Source organism: Streptomyces sp. S3(2020), from assembly GCF_013044505.1.
Classification (GTDB): domain Bacteria; phylum Actinomycetota; class Actinomycetes; order Streptomycetales; family Streptomycetaceae; genus Streptomyces.
In genome coordinates this window covers 111,516-126,569 of sequence record NZ_JABERD010000002.1, presented here as the reverse complement: position 1 = coordinate 126,569, position 15,054 = coordinate 111,516, and the positions used below count along the sequence as shown (strand labels likewise).

Genomic DNA, 15,054 nt, shown 5'->3' with positions numbered 1-15,054 from the left:
GCGGAAGGCGTCGGTGCCGGACCGCTCGTGTGTCCCTCCGGTGCCTGCCCGGGCTGACGTACCTCGCGCGCGCCCTCCTCCATCGGACGCTCAGTCCGCCGGCGGCAGTTCGCCCGAGCCGCGGGTGATCAGGCGGGTGGGGAGCTCGATGCGTTCCGGGGTGATCAGCGTGCCGTCGAGCTGGCGGAAGAGGCGCTCGGCGGCGGTACGGCCGAGGGCTGCCGCGTCCTGGGCCACGACGGTGACGCCCGGCTGGAGCAGGTCGGCCAGTTCGATGTCGTCGAAGCCGACCAGGGCGATGTGCCGGGACTGTTCGGCGAGGACACGGATCACGGTGACCGTCACCCGGTTGTTGCCCGCGAAGACCGCGGTGACCGGCGCCGGTCCGGAGAGCATCTCCTCGGTCGCCCGCCGCACCCGCTCGGGGTCGGTGACGCCGAGGGACATCCAGGAGTCCTCGACCGGTATGCCCGCGTCCTCCATTGCGGCCCGGTAGCCGCGCAGCCGCTCGGCGGCGGTGTGGATGCGGGGCATGTCGCCGATGAAGCCGATCCGGCGGTGCCCGTGGGCGATGAGGTGGGCGACACCGTCGCGGGCGCCGCCGAAGTTGTCGGAGAGGACGACGTCGGCGTCGATCTGTCCGGCCGGACGGTCCACGAACACCGTGGCGACGCCCGCCTTCAGCTCCGGCTCCAGATACCGGTGGTCGTCACCGGCCGGGATGACCACCAGGCCGTCCACCCGCCGTGCGCACAGCGCCAGCACCAACTCCTGCTCGCGGTCCGGGTCCTCCGCGCTGGAACCGTTGATCAGCAGGGCGCCGTGGGCACGGGCCACCTCCTCGACGGAGCGGCTCAGCGGACCGTAGAAAGGGTCCGCGAGGTCCTCCAGGACCAGCCCGATACTGGCGGTGCTGCCCTTGCGCAGCACCCGCGCGCTGTCGTTGCGGCGGAAGCCGAGCGCGTCGATGGCCTCCTGGACCCGGCGCTCGGTCTCCGGTGTGACGCCCGGTTCGCCGTTGACCACACGGGAGACCGTCTTGAGGCCGACCCCGGCGCGCGCGGCCACGTCCTTCATCGTCGGACGGTTGCCGTAACGCGTGGCGGAGAGGCGGTCTGCGCGGCGGGTGGAGTCGGGCACGATGCGGCGTCCTGTTCCTGTCGTCCGGGAAGGTGCGGCGGCCATGATTTTGTATGAGGATGTGGCGTCGAGCATAGAGCCTGGACAACGTTGTCAGATGCGGGGGACACTGTCCACCGCAATCTCCGGTTCCGTGCCCCCACCCCGGGATCGGCCCACACTCGCTCATGGTTGACCGGGAGATCACACACTGATGCACACCGACCTCGTGGCCGCGCTCGACATCGGCGGCACCAAGATCGCCGGGGCGCTGGTCGACGACCACGGCCGGATCCTGGTGCGAGCCCAGCGCGCCACGCCCGCCAAGGAGGACGGCGAGACCGTGATGGGTGCCGTCGAGGAGGTGCTCGGCGAGCTCACCGCGTCGACGCTGTGGGGACGCGCCTCCGCCCTCGGTATCGGCAGCGCGGGGCCCGTGGACGCCTCCGCGGGCACCGTGAGCCCGGTCAACGTGCCCGGCTGGCGCGACTATCCGCTGGTCCGGCGGGTCCGGGAGGCGACGGGTGGGCTGCCCGTCGAGCTGATCGGCGACGGCGTGGCGATCACCGCGGCCGAGCACTGGCAGGGCGCGGCCCGCGGCCATGACAACGCGCTGTGCATGGTCGTCTCGACGGGTGTCGGCGGCGGCCTGGTCCTCAACGGCCGTCTGCACCCGGGTCCGACGGGCAACGCGGGACACATCGGCCACATCAGCGTGGACGTGGACGGGGACCCGTGCGCGTGCGGTTCGCGCGGCTGTGTGGAGCGCATCGCGAGCGGTCCGAACATCGCCCGCCGGGCCGTGGAGAACGGCTGGCGCCCCGGCCCCGACGGCGACACCTCCGCCGCGGCGGTGGCCGCGGCCGCCCGGGCCGGCGACCCGGTCGCGGTGGCCTCCTTCGAACGGGCCGCCCAGGCCCTGGCCGCCGGAATCGCCGCCACCGCGACACTCGTCGAGATCGACATCGCGGTGATCGGCGGCGGTGTGGGCAAGGCGGGCGACGTCCTCTTCGCACCGTTGCGCAAGGCCCTGACCGACTACGCCACCCTGTCCTTCGTGCGGCGTCTGGCGGTGACGCCGGCTCAGATGGGCACCGACGCGGGGCTGGTGGGTGCGGCGGCGGCCGCCCTCGCGAAGCGGACGGACGCGGCCACGGTCTGACCGGACCTCGGCAGGAACGTTCACTCGGCAGGGACGTTCACTCGGCTGCCGGACCCGACGTACGACCGTCGGGTCCGGTATCGGCCAACATCCGGTTCGGCCCCATGCGGCATGCCCCGGGCAGGACGCATATGGCACACACCGTTCCTCCACTGTGGGTATCTCTGGCATATCCCTGTTTCCCGTAGAACATGGCTGATCGTCATGTTTATGGCCCGATTTCATGCTTAGCCGCCGTAAGCCGGACGAGTAGCGTCATGGGCCTTCCGCGAAGCGTTCCGCGGGTGAAGGGGGAATGCCATGACGTGGCTGGGCTGGGAGAGTCTCGGGGGCACGCTGACGAGCGGCCCCGGTGTGTCGTCCTGGACCTCGGGGCGGCTGGACACGTTCGTGCGCGGGACCAACTCCGCGCTGTGGCACAAGTGGTACCAGAACGGCTGGTCGAACTGGGAGAGCCTCGGCGGCATCCTCACCTCGGAGCCCGCCGCGGTCTCCTGGGGGAACGGCCGTATCGACGTCTTCGTGCGGGGCACGGACTCCGCCCTGTGGCACAAGTGGTATCAGAACGGCTGGTCGGGCTGGGAGAGCCTGGGCGGTGTGCTCACTTCCGCCCCGTCCGTGGCGAGTTGGTCGTCCGGGCGGCTCGACGTCTTCGTGCGGGGGACGGACTCGGCGTTGTGGCACAAGTGGTTCCAGAACGGCTGGTCGGGCTGGGAGAGTCTCGGTGGTGTGCTGACCAGCGCACCCGCCGCCGTCTCCTGGAGCAACGGCCGTATCGACGTCTTCGGCGCCGGCACGAACGCGGCGCTGTGGCACAAGTGGTTCCAGAACGGCTGGTCGGGCTGGGAGAGCCTGGGCGGTGTGCTCACTTCCGCCCCGTCCGTGGCGAGTTGGTCGTCCGGGCGGCTCGACGTCTTCGTCGCGGGCACCGACTCGGCGTTGTGGCACAAGTGGTTCCAGAACGGCTGGTCGGGCTGGGAGAGTCTCGGTGGTGTGCTGACCAGCGCGCCCGCCGCCGTCTCGTGGGGACCGAACCGGATCGACACGTTCGTCGCCGGTACCGACAGCGCGATGTGGCACAAGTGGTGGACACAGGTCCCCACCGTGCGGCTGCACGCCAAGGTCCTCACCGCTCCGAACGTGTCCGTCACCGACGCCGTGGCACGCATGCGGGAGGTGTACGCGACCGCGGGCATCGCCGTGGAACTGGCGTCTACCGAGAGTCTGAACCTGCCGGCCCTCAACGACATCGACGTCGGACAGTGCGTGAGCGGACAGACGACGGCCGAGCAGAACGAGCTCTTCGCCCATCGCAACAACGCGGGTCCCGACGACGTCGTCGCCTACTTCGTACGGTCGACGGTGCCGCCGTTCAACGGCTGCGCGGCGCATCCCGCCGGCCGCCCGGGTGCCGTCGTGGCGCAGGGTGCGACACAGTGGACACTGGGGCATGAGATCGGGCACGTCCTGGGCCTGCGGCACGTGACCGACAACAACCGCCTGATGACGGGCAACGGCACGGCCAACATCACGAACCCACCGCCCGACCTGGTCTCGGACGAGGTGAAGACCATGCTCGACAGTCCTCGGACCCAGGACATCTAGGAGGCTTCGGTGAGCGTATCGATGCGTGATGTGCGCAAGGTCCTCGATCCCGAGGAGCCGGACTACGCGGCTGCCGCCCGGCTGGGCACCGACAGCCTGCCCCATCTGCGCAGGCTGGTCGCGGGCGACGATCCGCTGCTCGCGGCCAAGGCGGCCTACGCGGCCGGGCAGCTGGCGGGCGACACCGGGCAGGACGTGGTGACCACGGCCGCCCGGAGCGAGGACCCGACGCTGCGCGTCGCGGCGGCCAGTGCCGCGGCCAGTCTGCCCCCGGAGTCCGCCGCCGCGGTTCTCTCCGACCTGGTGGCCGACGACGATCCCGGCGTGCGCAAGGTGGCTCTGGCGGCTGTGCCCGCGGACCCGCCGACGGAGCTGGCCGACCGTATCCAGCAGGCCTCCCTCGCTGCGCAGGCGGTGCCGGCCGAGCCGGTGCCGAACGGCGAGCAGCCGCTGGGGACGATGCCCGGAGAGCGGGCCGACAGCGGTCTGATGCCCGGCGAGGGCGCCACGACCGGGCTGATGCCCGGCGAGGGTCCGGGCGCCGACCGGCGCATGGGGGACTCCGGCATCGAGCCGAAGCCGGGGAAGATGCCCGGCGAGGAGTGAGATCCGCTCGTCCCCGGGTGCCCGGGCCCAGCCGCCGCCGCGTGCCGGGTCCGGGCACCCGCGTACTCCCGCCGGCCGCTTTCGTCGACGTTCCCGTGACTCCCGCCCGCCCGCGCCGTTGATCCGGGCATGAAGAAGCGCACCATGCTCGCCATCGCCACCATGGCCACCGGTTTCGTCGTCGCCGCGGTCACCCCCTCGCACGCGCTCGGGGACGACCTGCCCGACCTCGACGTGGACAAGACCGTCAGCACGCTCGGCGACACGATCGCCAGCGAGAGCCTCTCCGTCGACGACACCGCCCTCGGGCAGAACGGCTGAGGCCGACCGGAGCACGGCGCCGGCGCCCCTCGCGTCAGGGGGCGCCGGCGCCGTCGTATGCGCCCCCTCAACTGGGGCTGGTTTCCGTGGCAGGGTGAAGCGGGCAAGCCTCAGGGGGCCAACAGAAGAGGGGGAACCGTGATCGTCTGGATCAACGGTGCGTTCGGTGCGGGGAAGACCACCACCGCACGAGAACTGATCGAACTGATCCCGAACAGCACGCTCTTCGACCCCGAGGTCATCGGCGGAGCGCTGACGCACCTGCTCCCGCCCAAGCACCTCGCCGAGGTCGGTGACTTCCAGGACCTGCCGATCTGGCGACGTCTTGTGATCGACACGGCCGCCGCCATGCTGGCCGAGCTCGGCGGGACCCTCGTGGTCCCCATGACCCTGCTGCGCCAGGAGTACCGCGATGAGATCTTCGGCGGCCTCGCCGCTCGCCGGATCACGGTCCGGCACGTCCTTCTCGCCCCGGCCGAAACGATCCTGCGGGAGCGGATGGCCGGGCGGGAGATCCCGCCGGACCTGCCCGACGGCGACATACGGATACGGCAGTGGTCGTACGACCACATCGAGCCGTACCGCACCGCCCTCGCCTCCTGGCTGACCACCGACGCCCACCCCGTCGACAACGGAGCCCGCACCCCGTACGAGACGGCCGTCCGCATCGTGGAGGCGGTCGGATCCGGTGCCGTACCCGTCTGCGACATCGTGCAGACCCCCGAACCGACCGCCGAGACCCTCGCCGCCGGAGTCCTCCTCTTCGACGAGCAGGACCGGGTGCTGCTCGTCGACCCCACCTACAAGGCCGGCTGGGAGTTCCCCGGCGGCGTCGTCGAACCCGGTGAGGCGCCCGCGCGGGCCGGTATCCGCGAGGTCGCCGAGGAGACCGGGATACGGCTGGAGGACGTACCGCGGCTCCTCGTCGTCGACTGGGAGCAGCCCCGGCCGCCCGGCTACGGCGGTCTGCGCCTCCTCTTCGACGGCGGCCGTCTCGACTCCGCACAGGCGGGCCGGGTGCTGCTGCCCGGGCCCGAACTGCGGGACTGGCGCTTCGTCACCGAGCAGGAGGCCGCCGACCTGCTGCCGCCCGTCCGCTACGAGCGGCTGCGGTGGGCGCTGCGGGCCCGGGAACGCGGGGCGGCGCTCTATCTGGAGGCGGGCGTTCCGACGGCCTGAGCGGCGGCGTTCAGCTCCTCGTCCGGATAGGGGGTCAGCCTGCTCTCCTCGGACAGCCGACGGGCGAAGTCGTTCATGACGGCTGTCGGCCGGGCGTAGCGGGTGATGATGTCGGCCGCGGCCCGCGGGATCCCGCCCCCGGGCCGCGCGCCGTCGGCGCACGCGCGGATGAAGTCGTCCCGCTCCTGCCCGCGATGCCCGTAGAGGGCGGTGACGAGCCAGATCACCAGGTGTCTGGTGGTGTAGTCGCGGTCGTAGTGCCGGTGCCGGCCGAAGAAGGCGCGCTCCTGCGGGGTGAGGCGGAAGCGGGTGGAGAGGGAGAGGCCGTAGTCGGCGAGGTGGAGCCGGTGGCCGTCGGTGAGGATGTTCTGGAAGTGGGCGTCGAAGTGGACGAGTCCACGGCTGCCGAGGAAACCGGTGAGTGCGCGGAGCTGCCGTTCCACCGACACGCACGCGGCATCGGCGTCGTCCGTGCGCAGCCGGGCCTCCAACCAGTCGTGGAGGGTGTGCGGGACGTACTCCAGGAACAGCGCCAGGCTCGCGGACGCCGTGCGCAGCGACTCGATGCGTTCGCGCACCGCGGGGCTGCCGCCCCAGTAGGCCACCGCCCGTTCCACGTCCGCGAGTTCGATGGGCAGGGGCCGCGGGGTGTCGGGCAGGACCCGCCAGTGGTGCATCAGGGGGAAGCCCGGGAAGTGGCCGGCCAGTACCCAGTCGGTGGTCATGGTGTGTACGGCCAGTTCCCGCCAGGTACCCAGGCCCGGGCTGCCGATGCCGTAGTGGAAGTGCGGCGGCACCTGGAAGAGGTTCTCCGTGGACCGGACGTTCTCCGGCCGCAGTTCGAGGTCGGTGAGCGGTACCCGCTTCACGAAGACCCGTCTGCCGTCCACCTCGACGAGCGCCGCACGTCCGCCGATTCCCGTGCCGAGCGGCGAACCCGACTCCACCAGTTCCATGAGCCCGGTGTTGCTGAGGAGCGATAGGGACGCGGCGATGTCGGCATGGGCGGTGCGGCGATCGGTGCGGGACATGGAGTCATCCTCGGCCGGACAGCGCGTGGTTGTCCGCCGATTTCCGCGGCGCCGCCGGGCGACGGACGACCGTGGAAAGGCCCCCGTCCGTGGACGAGGGCCTTCCGGTGACGGCGAAGTCGGTCAGCCCGCCGCGTAGTTGCGCAGGAACAGCGCCTCCGCGACCGAGAGGCGCTCCAACTCCTGCGGGGACACGCTCTCGTTCACCGCGTGGATCTGGGCCTCGGGCTCGCTCAGGCCGATGAGCAGGATCTCGGCGTGCGGGTAGAGCGCGGCGAGGGTGTTGCACAGGGGGATGGAGCCGCCCTGCCCCGCGTACTGCATCTCCTGGCCCGGGTAGGCGACGGACATGGCGTCGGCCATCGCCGCGTACGCCGGGCTGGTCGTGTCGGCGCTGAAGGGCTGGCCCTGGCCGATCTGCTCGGTGCGCACCCGGGCGCCCCACGGGGTGTGCGCCTCCAGGTGGGCCTGGAGCAGCTTGGTCGCCTCGGCGGCGTCGGTACCCGGCGGCACCCGCAGGCTGACCAGGGCGCGGGCGCCCGCCTGCACGGACGGGGTGGCGCCGACGACCGGCGGGCAGTCGATGCCGAGGACCGTGACGGCCGGACGCGCCCAGATGCGGTCGGCGACCGTGCCGGAGCCGATCAGCTCGACGCCGTCCAGGACCTTCGCGTCCTCGCGGAACTGCTCCTCGTCGTACTGAAGGCCGTCCCACCCGGTCTCGGGGGCCAGACCGTCGACCGTCGTCGAACCGTCCTCGGCGCGCAGCGAGTCCAGTACGCGGATCAGCGCGGCCAGCGCGTCCGGGGCCGCACCGCCGAACTGGCCCGAGTGCAGGTTGCCCTGGAGCGTGTCGACCTGCACACGGAGCATGGTCATGCCGCGCAGGGTGGACGTGACCGTCGGCAGACCGACCCGGAAGTTGCCCGCGTCGCCGATGACGATGGTGTCGGCCTCCAGGAGGTCCGGGTGCTGCTCGGCGTACCGCTCCAGACCGCCCGTGCCCATCTCCTCGGAGCCCTCGGCGATCACCTTGACGTGCACGGGCACGCCGCCGTTCGCCTTCAGCGCGCGCAGGGCGAGCAGGTGCATGATCACGCCGCCCTTGCAGTCGGCGGCACCGCGTCCGTACCAGCGGCCGTCGCGCTCGGTCAGCTCGAACGGCGGAGTGGTCCAGGCGGACTCGTCCAGCGGCGGCTGCACGTCGTAGTGGGCGTAGAGCAGGACGGTCTTCGCACCGTCGGGGCCGGGCAGGTAGCCGTAGACCGACTGGGTGCCGTCCGGGGTGTCGAGCAGGGCCACGTCCTGGAAGCCCTCGGCGCCGAGCGCGTCGGCGACCCAGCGGGCCGCGCCCTCGCTCTCGCTCCTGGGGAACTGGTCGAAGTCCGCCACCGACTTGAACGCCACCAGTTCGGTGAGCTCCGCCCGCGCTCTGGGCATCAGCGAGGCGACGGTCTCGGCGACCGGATTCGACGACATGGGCACGCTCCTTGTAGGTGCGACGTTGTACATGTGGGTATGGAGATCCTCCCACAGTGGCCTGCGGCGATGACGGTCGTAGGATGCGGGAGGCAGGTGCGGCAACGGGCTTGATCGGAGCAGTAGACCATCGTGACCAGCGAGAACTCTTCGGCGGACGACGCGCGGCAGGTGTGGGACGTCGTCGTGGTGGGTGCGGGGCCGGCCGGGGCCTCGGCCGCGTACGCGGCGGCGGTGGCGGGCCGCCGTGTGTTGCTGCTGGAGAAGGCGGAGCTGCCCCGCTACAAGACGTGCGGCGGCGGCATCATCGGCCCCTCGCGCGACTCCCTGCCGCCCGGCTTCGAGCTGCCGCTGCGGGACCGGGTGCACGCGGTGACCTTCTCCCACAACGGCCGCTTCACCAGGACGCGTCGCTCCAAGCAGATGCTGTTCGGGCTGATCAACCGGCCCGAGTTCGACCACCAGCTCGTCGAGCACGCCCAGAAGGCCGGCGCCGAGCTGCGCACGGGCGTCGCCGTCCAGCGGGTCGAGCAGCACGGGACGGCGGTGCCGGACCGGCGTACCGTCGCCGTGGTCCTCCAGGGCGGCGAGACGGTGTTCGCGCGGGCGGTCGTCGGCGCGGACGGCAGCGCCAGCCGGATAGGAGCACATGTCGGGGTGAAGCTCGACCAGGTGGATCTGGGCCTGGAGGCGGAGATCCCGGTGCCGGAGACCGTCGCCGAGGACTGGCAGGGGCGGGTGCTCATCGACTGGGGGCCGATGCCCGGCAGTTACGGCTGGGTCTTCCCCAAGGGCGACACCCTCACGGTCGGGGTGATCTCGGCACGCGGTGAAGGGGCCGCGACCAAGCGGTACTTGGAGGAGTTCATCGGGCGGCTCGGCCTCGCCGGGTTCGAACCGAGCATCTCCTCCGGTCACTTGACGCGTTGCCGGGCCGACGACTCGCCGCTGTCCCGTGGCCGGGTGCTGGTGTGCGGGGACGCGGCGGGGCTCCTGGAGCCGTGGACGCGCGAGGGCATCTCGTTCGCGCTGCGTTCGGGGCGGCTCGCGGGGGAGTGGGCGGTGCGGATCGCCGAGGCGCATGACGCCGTGGACACCCGGCGCCAGGCTCTCAACTACGCGTTCGCCATCAAGGCGGGGCTGGGCGTGGAGATGAGTGTCGGCAAGCGGCTGCTGATGGCGTTCGAGCGCCGCCCCGGTCTCTTCCATGCCGCGCTGACCGGGTTCCGGCCGGCCTGGAGGGCGTTCACGGAGATCACCCGAGGGTCGACGACGCTGGGGGAGCTCGTCCGCGGCCGTCCCATGGCCCAGCGTGCGCTGGCCGCGCTGGACCGTCGGCAGGCACCCGACGGCGGCGAGGTCACTTCCTGACGGTGATCCGGAAGACGGGGTGGTCCTGGGCGCACGCGACGATCTCCTCGTCGGAGGACTTCGCGGTGACCCCCTGGAAGTACTGGTTGACCTCCCAGCCCCACTTCTCCAGGTAGGTCCGCAGGATCGGGAGCTTCTCCGCGTCGGGGAGCTCCACCGCGGTGAACTCGCGGACCTTGCGGCCGACCCGCAGCTCCCCGCCGCCGGCCACGCGCATGTTGCGCACCCACTGGGAGTGGCCGCGGGCCGAGACCAGGTACTGCCCGCCCTCGTACGTGTGCGGGTTGACCGGGATGCGCTGCATCTTGCCGCTCTTGCGGCCCCGCACCGACATCTCCGCCATCCCCGCCAGGCTGAAGCCGTGCCGGGCCAGCCAGCCGAAGACGCTGTTGAAGCGGACGTTGAGCGGGCTGCCCTTGAGGTAGTACGGCTGCGACATGGTGACCCCATCGGATTGGGAGAGCGGTGCTCTCGCTGTGCCCTCAGTCTGCGCCAGAACAGTGCTCCAAAGCAAGAGCAGTGCTCTCTTTTTTGTTCACCGCTCTCTTTTTTGTTCGCTGCTCTCGTTTGTGTGCACTGCTCTGCATTCGTGGGACACTGGCCCGCATGAGCACCGCACACGGCGCCCGTGCCCGGGCCAGGATCGAAGTCACCGCGGCCATCAAGGACGCGGCGCGCAGACAGCTCGCCGCCGACGGTGCCGCGAAGCTCTCGCTGCGGGCCGTCGCGCGTGAGCTCGGCATGGTCTCGTCCGCGCTCTACCGCTACTTCCCGAGCCGTGACGAGCTGCTCACCGACCTCATCATCGACGCCTACAACTCGATCGGCGAGAGTGCGGAGGCGGCGCACGACAAAGCCGTCGGCGCCGGGCCGGCCGAGCGCTGGACCGCGGTGTGCGAGGCGGTACGCGGCTGGGGGCTTCGGCATCCGCACGAGTACGCGCTGATCTACGGCTCCCCGGTGCCGGGTTACACCGCACCCGACACCACCGTCCCGGCCGCCTCCCGCGTCGGGCTCGTCTTCATCGGCATCGTCCGCGACGCCCACCAGGGGTCCGCCCTCGTCACGCCCTCGTTGTCCGCCGCACTGCGCCCCGAAGCCGAGCGGATGGCCGCCGACCTGGCCCCGGACCTGCCGCCGGAGTCGGTGGCGGCGCTCGTCGCGGCCTGGGCCCAGCTCTTCGGGCTGGTGGGGTTCGAGCTGTTCGGACAGTTCAACCGGGTCGTCGAGGACCGCGACACGTTCTTCCGGCAGGCCGCGACCCGACTCGCCCACGGGGTCGGGCTGGTGGCCCAGCCGACCGACATCGCCGACGGAGGCGAGGGCAGCGGTTCCGGGTCCTGAGGCGGCGGCTCGCGGGGCGGGCGGACCGGTGGGCGCCCGAGGGGCTGCGGGCCAGGGAGGGCGGCGTACTTCGCGGGGAGTACCCGTGGTGTCCTCGCCCGGCTGACGTCCGGGGTGGCGGGCGGCGTCTAGCGTGGCGGACATGGATGAGCAGGGCGTGTCCGGGGGCGGTCCTCCGTGGTGGAACCGCTGGGGTGATCAGGAGCGTGCCGCACGGTGGCCCTGGCGTTCCACCGTGCTGGTCACGGCGTTCGTGCTGGCCGGGTCGAACTTCGCGGCGCGGCAGCAGGTGGACGAGCGGGCGGACCTCGACGTCTTCGCGCGTGTGCTGCTCGTCGTCGCGGCCGGGCTGCTGCTGTGGCGCCATCGGCACCCGGTGGTCGTCGTGTTCGGCACGGCGGCCGCCACGATGCTCTACCTGGGCGCCGGATACCCCTATGGACCGGTCTTCGTGACGTTCGCCCTGGGCTGCTTCAGCGCCATCGCCGCAGGGCACCGCAAGGCTGCCTGGACGGCGCTCGGCCTGCTCTGGACCGGGCATGTGCTGGTGGCCCACTGGCTCTACCAGTGGCTGCCGCCGTCCGGGGACGAGGCCGCCTCCTGGGGGTCGGAGGGCGTGGTCGCCGCCTGGGGGGTCGCCATCGTCGCGCTGGCGGAACTGGCCAGGACCCGCCGTGAGCAGTGGGCCCGGGAACGGGCCGAGCGGGCGCAGGCGGCACGGCGACGGGCCGACGAGGTGCGGCTGCGGATGGCCCGCGAACTCCACGACGTCCTCGCGCACAGCATCTCCGTGATCAATGTGCAGGCCGGCGTCGGCCTCGCCCTCCTCGACAGCGACCCCGAACAGGCACGCACGGCGCTCACCACCATCAAGGCCGCCAGCAAGGAGGCGCTGGGCGAGGTCCGCCAGGTCCTCGACACCCTGCGCACCCCCGGGGACGCGCCCCGCGCACCGGCCCCCGGGCTCGATCGGCTGCCCGAACTGGTGGAGCAGGCGGCGAGCGCGGGACTGACCGTGGAGATCGAGGGGCGGGCCCCGGAACTCGCGCCGGGTACGGATCTCGCCGCGTTCCGTATCGTCCAGGAGGCACTCACCAATGTCGTACGGCACTCAGGATCGCGGCACGCGCGCGTGCACCTCGCTCATGACGACAGGACGACGCTACGGCTCCGTATCGACGACGACGGGCCCGCGACCGGCGCCGACGCGGGCGGCAGCGGCAACGGGCTGGCCGGAATGCGGGAGCGGGCCGCGGCCCTGGGTGGCACGATCGAGGCCGGGCCGCGCCGCGACGGAGGCTTCCGGGTGCTCGCCGTATTGCCGCTCACAGTGAAGGAGGACCGGTGATCCGCGTACTGCTCGCCGACGACCAGTCACTGGTCCGGGCCGGGTTCCGGGCGCTGCTCGACGCGCAGCCGGACATCGAGGTGGCAGGCGAGGCCTCCGACGGTGCGGAGGCGGTGCGCCTGGTGCGCGAACTGCGCCCGGACGTCGTCCTGATGGACATCCGGATGCCGGTGCTCGACGGACTCGCCGCGACCCGTCGGATCACCGACGACGAGCGGCTGTCGGACGTCAGGGTGGTCATGCTCACCACCTTCGAACTCGACGAGTACGTCTTCGAGGCGATCCGCTCGGGCGCCTCAGGATTCCTCGTCAAGGACACCGAGCCGGAGGAACTCCTGCGTGCGGTCAGGGCGGTGGTGGAGGGGGACGCGCTGCTCTCGCCGGGGGTGACCCGGCGGCTCATCGCCGAGTTCGCGGCCCGCTCCAAGGAGCCCGCGACGGCCGACGCGCTGGTCCGGCTCACCGAGCGGGAGCGGGAGGTGATGGCCCTGGTCGGCATCGGCCTGTCCAACGAGGAGATCGCCCGGCGCCTGGTCGTCAGCCCGCTCACCGCGAAGACCCACGTCAGCCGCACGATGGTGAAGCTGGGAGCCCGCGACCGGGCCCAACTCGTCGTGCTGGCCTATGAGTCGGGGTTGGTCCGGCCGGGCTGGCTGGGCTGAGCCGCGCCGTCCTCGCGCCCCAAGCGCAGCAGCACACTGATGACCCGGGCCATGAACAGCACCGGTGCGAGCGCGAGGCCCACGTGGACCAGGAGCCTCTCCATCGTCCGCGGCAGATCGAAGAGCAGCGCCGGACCCGCGAGCGCCCCGAAGACGACCGCCGCCGCGAACGCCGCGCTGAACAGTGCGTAGCCGATCTCGACGGTGATCGCGTCCCGCGCCGCCTGATCCCGTCGTCCCCCGTGTTCGGTCATACGGCGAGTCTCACAGCCGTGCGCCCGGCGGAGCAAGCGGCTCCGCCGGGCGCACGGTGGGGGAGGCGTCCCCCTTCTCAGTCGCGCACGGTCACGCGCGCCGCCTCCTCCTGGGATGTGGACCTGGCGACCACGACGGTCTTCCGGCGGGGCCGGACCCGCAGTCCGGTCAGCGAGATCAGCAGGCCCAGGACCGCGACGCCGGTGACCACCGTCAGACCGGGCAGATAGCTGTCGAGGACGGCCTGGGGAGAGGCGTTCTCCTCGGGGGCGTTCGCCGTCAGCACCGCTGTGACCACGGCCAGGAAGAGCGCGCCGCCCACCTGGACCGAGGTGTTGAGCAGACCGGAGACCATGCCCTGCTCGTGTTCGTCGACGCCGTTGGTGGCCTGGACGTTGAGCGAGGGGAAGGTCAGGGCGAAGGCGGCGCCGACCAGCAGCATGGTCGGCAGGATCACCGACGCGTAGACCGGGTCGAGGTCGATGCGCAGGAACAGCAGATAGCCGACGACCATCAGCGCGAAGCCGGCCACGATGAGCCGCGGGGTGCCGAACCGGTCGATGACCGTGCCCACCTTGGTCGCGGACAGCGCCACCAGTGTGCCCGCCGGAAGGAAGGCCAGCGCGGTGTGCAGCGCCGACCAGCCGAGCACTTGCTGCATGTAGAGGGTGACCAGGAACTGGAAGCCGATGTAGCTGCCGAGGAACGTCAACGCGCCCAGCTGGGCCCGGACCTGTGGGCCGGAGCGCAGGACGCCGAGCCGGATCAGCGGGCTGGGGCTGCGCCGCTCGACGGCCACGAAGGCGGTCAGCAGGACGGCGACGGCGACGAACGACAGGATCGTGCGGGCGGAACCCCGGCCGACCTCCGCCGCCTCGACGACGGTGAACACCAGCAGCAGCATCGAGGTGGTGCCGAGGACGGCGCCCGGGATGTCGTAGCCGCCGGTGCGCTGTTCGCGTTCGCTGCGCGGCAGCAGCTTCAGGCCCGCGATCAGGGCGATCAGGGCGACGGGGGCGGGCAGCAGCATGGTGTAGCGCCAGCTGGCCTCGGTGAGCAGGCCGGAGAAGACCAGGCCCATCGAGTAGCCGGTGGCGCCGCAGGTGGTGTAGATCGACAACGCGCGGTTGCGCAGGGGGCCTTCGGCGAAGGTCGTGGTGATGATGGACAGACCGGCGGGCGCGGTGAACGCGGCGCTCAGGCCCTTGACGAACCGGCTGGCGATCAGCAGCGGTCCGGAGTCGACGAGCCCGCCGAGCAGCGAGGCGACCGCGAAGACGCCGAGGGCGACGAGGAACACCTGGCGCCGGCCCAGCAGGTCGGCGGCGCGACCGCCGAGCAGCAGCAGGCCGCCGTACCCGAGGATGTAGCCGCTGACGATCCATTGCAGGGTCGAGGTCGACAGACCGAGGTCGGCGCCGATGGACGGCAGCGCGACGCCGACCATCGACACATCGAGCGCGTCCAGGAACATCGCGGCGCAGAGCACCAGCAGTGTGCCCCACAGTCGGGGAGTCCAACGCCCTTCGGGCGCCGGGGTGTTGAGCGGAGAGGTCATGCCGGAGACACTAC

Annotated in this window: 15 protein-coding genes; 9 read left to right on the top strand and 6 right to left on the bottom strand. The window is 71.7% G+C overall.

The features are described from left to right. Positions 1 to 90: 90 nt before the first annotated feature. Complete coding sequence (locus HLK59_RS01635) at positions 91 to 1,185, bottom strand: LacI family DNA-binding transcriptional regulator (protein WP_171139326.1); 1,095 nt, start codon at positions 1,183 to 1,185, stop codon at positions 91 to 93. A gap of 148 nt (positions 1,186 to 1,333) precedes the next feature. On the opposite strand from HLK59_RS01635, the gene HLK59_RS01630 reads away from it, so the two are divergent. The 5 genes from HLK59_RS01630 to HLK59_RS01610 all read left to right on the top strand — a co-directional run bounded on the left by HLK59_RS01630 (position 1,334) and on the right by HLK59_RS01610 (position 5,992). After that, entirely contained in the window at positions 1,334 to 2,281 is a 948-nt protein-coding gene (locus HLK59_RS01630; protein ID WP_171139325.1) for an ROK family protein, read from the top strand. A 300-nt stretch (positions 2,282 to 2,581) separates the two neighbouring features. Next, positions 2,582 to 3,886, top strand: a complete 1,305-nt coding sequence (locus HLK59_RS01625) for a hypothetical protein (RefSeq protein ID WP_171139324.1) — start codon at positions 2,582 to 2,584, stop codon at positions 3,884 to 3,886. A gap of 9 nt (positions 3,887 to 3,895) precedes the next feature. After that, the gene (locus tag HLK59_RS01620) at positions 3,896 to 4,492 is read left to right on the top strand and encodes a HEAT repeat domain-containing protein (protein WP_171139323.1); all 597 of its coding nucleotides are present in this window, start codon (positions 3,896 to 3,898) and stop codon (positions 4,490 to 4,492) included. 129 nt (positions 4,493 to 4,621) lie between these two features. Continuing rightward, positions 4,622 to 4,813 (top strand): hypothetical protein, encoded by a 192-nt coding sequence (locus HLK59_RS01615; RefSeq protein WP_171139322.1) that lies wholly within the window; start codon positions 4,622 to 4,624, stop codon positions 4,811 to 4,813. 138 nt (positions 4,814 to 4,951) lie between these two features. Then, the gene (locus HLK59_RS01610) at positions 4,952 to 5,992 is read left to right on the top strand and encodes an NUDIX domain-containing protein (protein WP_171139321.1); all 1,041 of its coding nucleotides are present in this window, start codon (positions 4,952 to 4,954) and stop codon (positions 5,990 to 5,992) included. Here the strand turns inward: HLK59_RS01610 and HLK59_RS01605 are convergent. Both HLK59_RS01605 and HLK59_RS01600 read right to left on the bottom strand, forming a co-directional pair. Further along, a complete protein-coding gene (locus HLK59_RS01605) occupies positions 5,962 to 7,023 on the bottom strand; it encodes a protein kinase family protein (RefSeq protein ID WP_171139320.1) in 1,062 nt (353 codons plus the stop codon). The genes HLK59_RS01610 and HLK59_RS01605 overlap by 31 nt on opposite strands. Before the next feature lie 123 nt (positions 7,024 to 7,146). Beyond that, positions 7,147 to 8,502 carry a dipeptidase gene (locus HLK59_RS01600; protein ID WP_171139319.1) on the bottom strand — a complete coding sequence of 452 codons (1,356 nt, stop codon included), beginning with the start codon at positions 8,500 to 8,502 and terminating at the stop codon, positions 7,147 to 7,149. Between the two features lie 132 nt (positions 8,503 to 8,634). Here HLK59_RS01600 and HLK59_RS01595 point away from each other — a divergent pair, with 132 nt between their 5' ends. Next, positions 8,635 to 9,873 carry a geranylgeranyl reductase family protein gene (locus HLK59_RS01595; protein WP_171139318.1) on the top strand — a complete coding sequence of 413 codons (1,239 nt, stop codon included), beginning with the start codon at positions 8,635 to 8,637 and terminating at the stop codon, positions 9,871 to 9,873. Here the strand turns inward: HLK59_RS01595 and HLK59_RS01590 are convergent. Continuing rightward, positions 9,863 to 10,312, bottom strand: coding sequence for a nitroreductase family deazaflavin-dependent oxidoreductase (locus HLK59_RS01590; protein ID WP_171139317.1), 450 nt, complete (start codon positions 10,310 to 10,312; stop codon positions 9,863 to 9,865). The genes HLK59_RS01595 and HLK59_RS01590 overlap by 11 nt on opposite strands. Positions 10,313 to 10,479: 167 nt before the next feature. On the opposite strand from HLK59_RS01590, the gene HLK59_RS01585 reads away from it, so the two are divergent. From HLK59_RS01585 to HLK59_RS01575, 3 genes are all read left to right on the top strand, one after another. Continuing rightward, entirely contained in the window at positions 10,480 to 11,217 is a 738-nt protein-coding gene (locus tag HLK59_RS01585) for a TetR/AcrR family transcriptional regulator (protein ID WP_171139316.1), read from the top strand. Positions 11,218 to 11,359: 142 nt separating this feature from the next. Next, positions 11,360 to 12,565, top strand: coding sequence for a sensor histidine kinase (locus HLK59_RS01580; RefSeq protein ID WP_171139315.1), 1,206 nt, complete (start codon positions 11,360 to 11,362; stop codon positions 12,563 to 12,565). Further along, entirely contained in the window at positions 12,562 to 13,227 is a 666-nt protein-coding gene (locus HLK59_RS01575) for a response regulator transcription factor (protein ID WP_171139314.1), read from the top strand. Before HLK59_RS01580 ends, HLK59_RS01575 begins: the two co-directional genes overlap by 4 nt. Here the strand turns inward: HLK59_RS01575 and HLK59_RS01570 are convergent. Beyond that, positions 13,188 to 13,481, bottom strand: coding sequence for a DUF6332 family protein (locus tag HLK59_RS01570; RefSeq protein ID WP_171139313.1), 294 nt, complete (start codon positions 13,479 to 13,481; stop codon positions 13,188 to 13,190). The genes HLK59_RS01575 and HLK59_RS01570 overlap by 40 nt on opposite strands. A gap of 77 nt (positions 13,482 to 13,558) precedes the next feature. Then, on the bottom strand, positions 13,559 to 15,040 hold the full coding sequence (locus HLK59_RS01565; RefSeq protein WP_171139312.1) for an MFS transporter: 1,482 nt from the start codon (positions 15,038 to 15,040) through the stop codon (positions 13,559 to 13,561). Between the last annotated feature and the right edge of the window lie 14 nt (positions 15,041 to 15,054).

Coding starts and splice junctions, on each gene's coding strand:
- HLK59_RS01635 (WP_171139326.1), bottom strand. CDS start 1,185: ATGGCCGCCGCACCTTCCCGGACGACAGGAACAGGACGCCGCATCGTG.
- HLK59_RS01630 (WP_171139325.1), top strand. CDS start 1,334: ATGCACACCGACCTCGTGGCCGCGCTCGACATCGGCGGCACCAAGATC.
- HLK59_RS01625 (WP_171139324.1), top strand. CDS start 2,582: ATGACGTGGCTGGGCTGGGAGAGTCTCGGGGGCACGCTGACGAGCGGC.
- HLK59_RS01615 (WP_171139322.1), top strand. CDS start 4,622: ATGAAGAAGCGCACCATGCTCGCCATCGCCACCATGGCCACCGGTTTC.
- HLK59_RS01605 (WP_171139320.1), bottom strand. CDS start 7,023: ATGTCCCGCACCGATCGCCGCACCGCCCATGCCGACATCGCCGCGTCC.
- HLK59_RS01600 (WP_171139319.1), bottom strand. CDS start 8,502: ATGTCGTCGAATCCGGTCGCCGAGACCGTCGCCTCGCTGATGCCCAGA.
- HLK59_RS01590 (WP_171139317.1), bottom strand. CDS start 10,312: ATGTCGCAGCCGTACTACCTCAAGGGCAGCCCGCTCAACGTCCGCTTC.
- HLK59_RS01585 (WP_171139316.1), top strand. CDS start 10,480: ATGAGCACCGCACACGGCGCCCGTGCCCGGGCCAGGATCGAAGTCACC.
- HLK59_RS01580 (WP_171139315.1), top strand. CDS start 11,360: ATGGATGAGCAGGGCGTGTCCGGGGGCGGTCCTCCGTGGTGGAACCGC.
- HLK59_RS01570 (WP_171139313.1), bottom strand. CDS start 13,481: ATGACCGAACACGGGGGACGACGGGATCAGGCGGCGCGGGACGCGATC.
- HLK59_RS01565 (WP_171139312.1), bottom strand. CDS start 15,040: ATGACCTCTCCGCTCAACACCCCGGCGCCCGAAGGGCGTTGGACTCCC.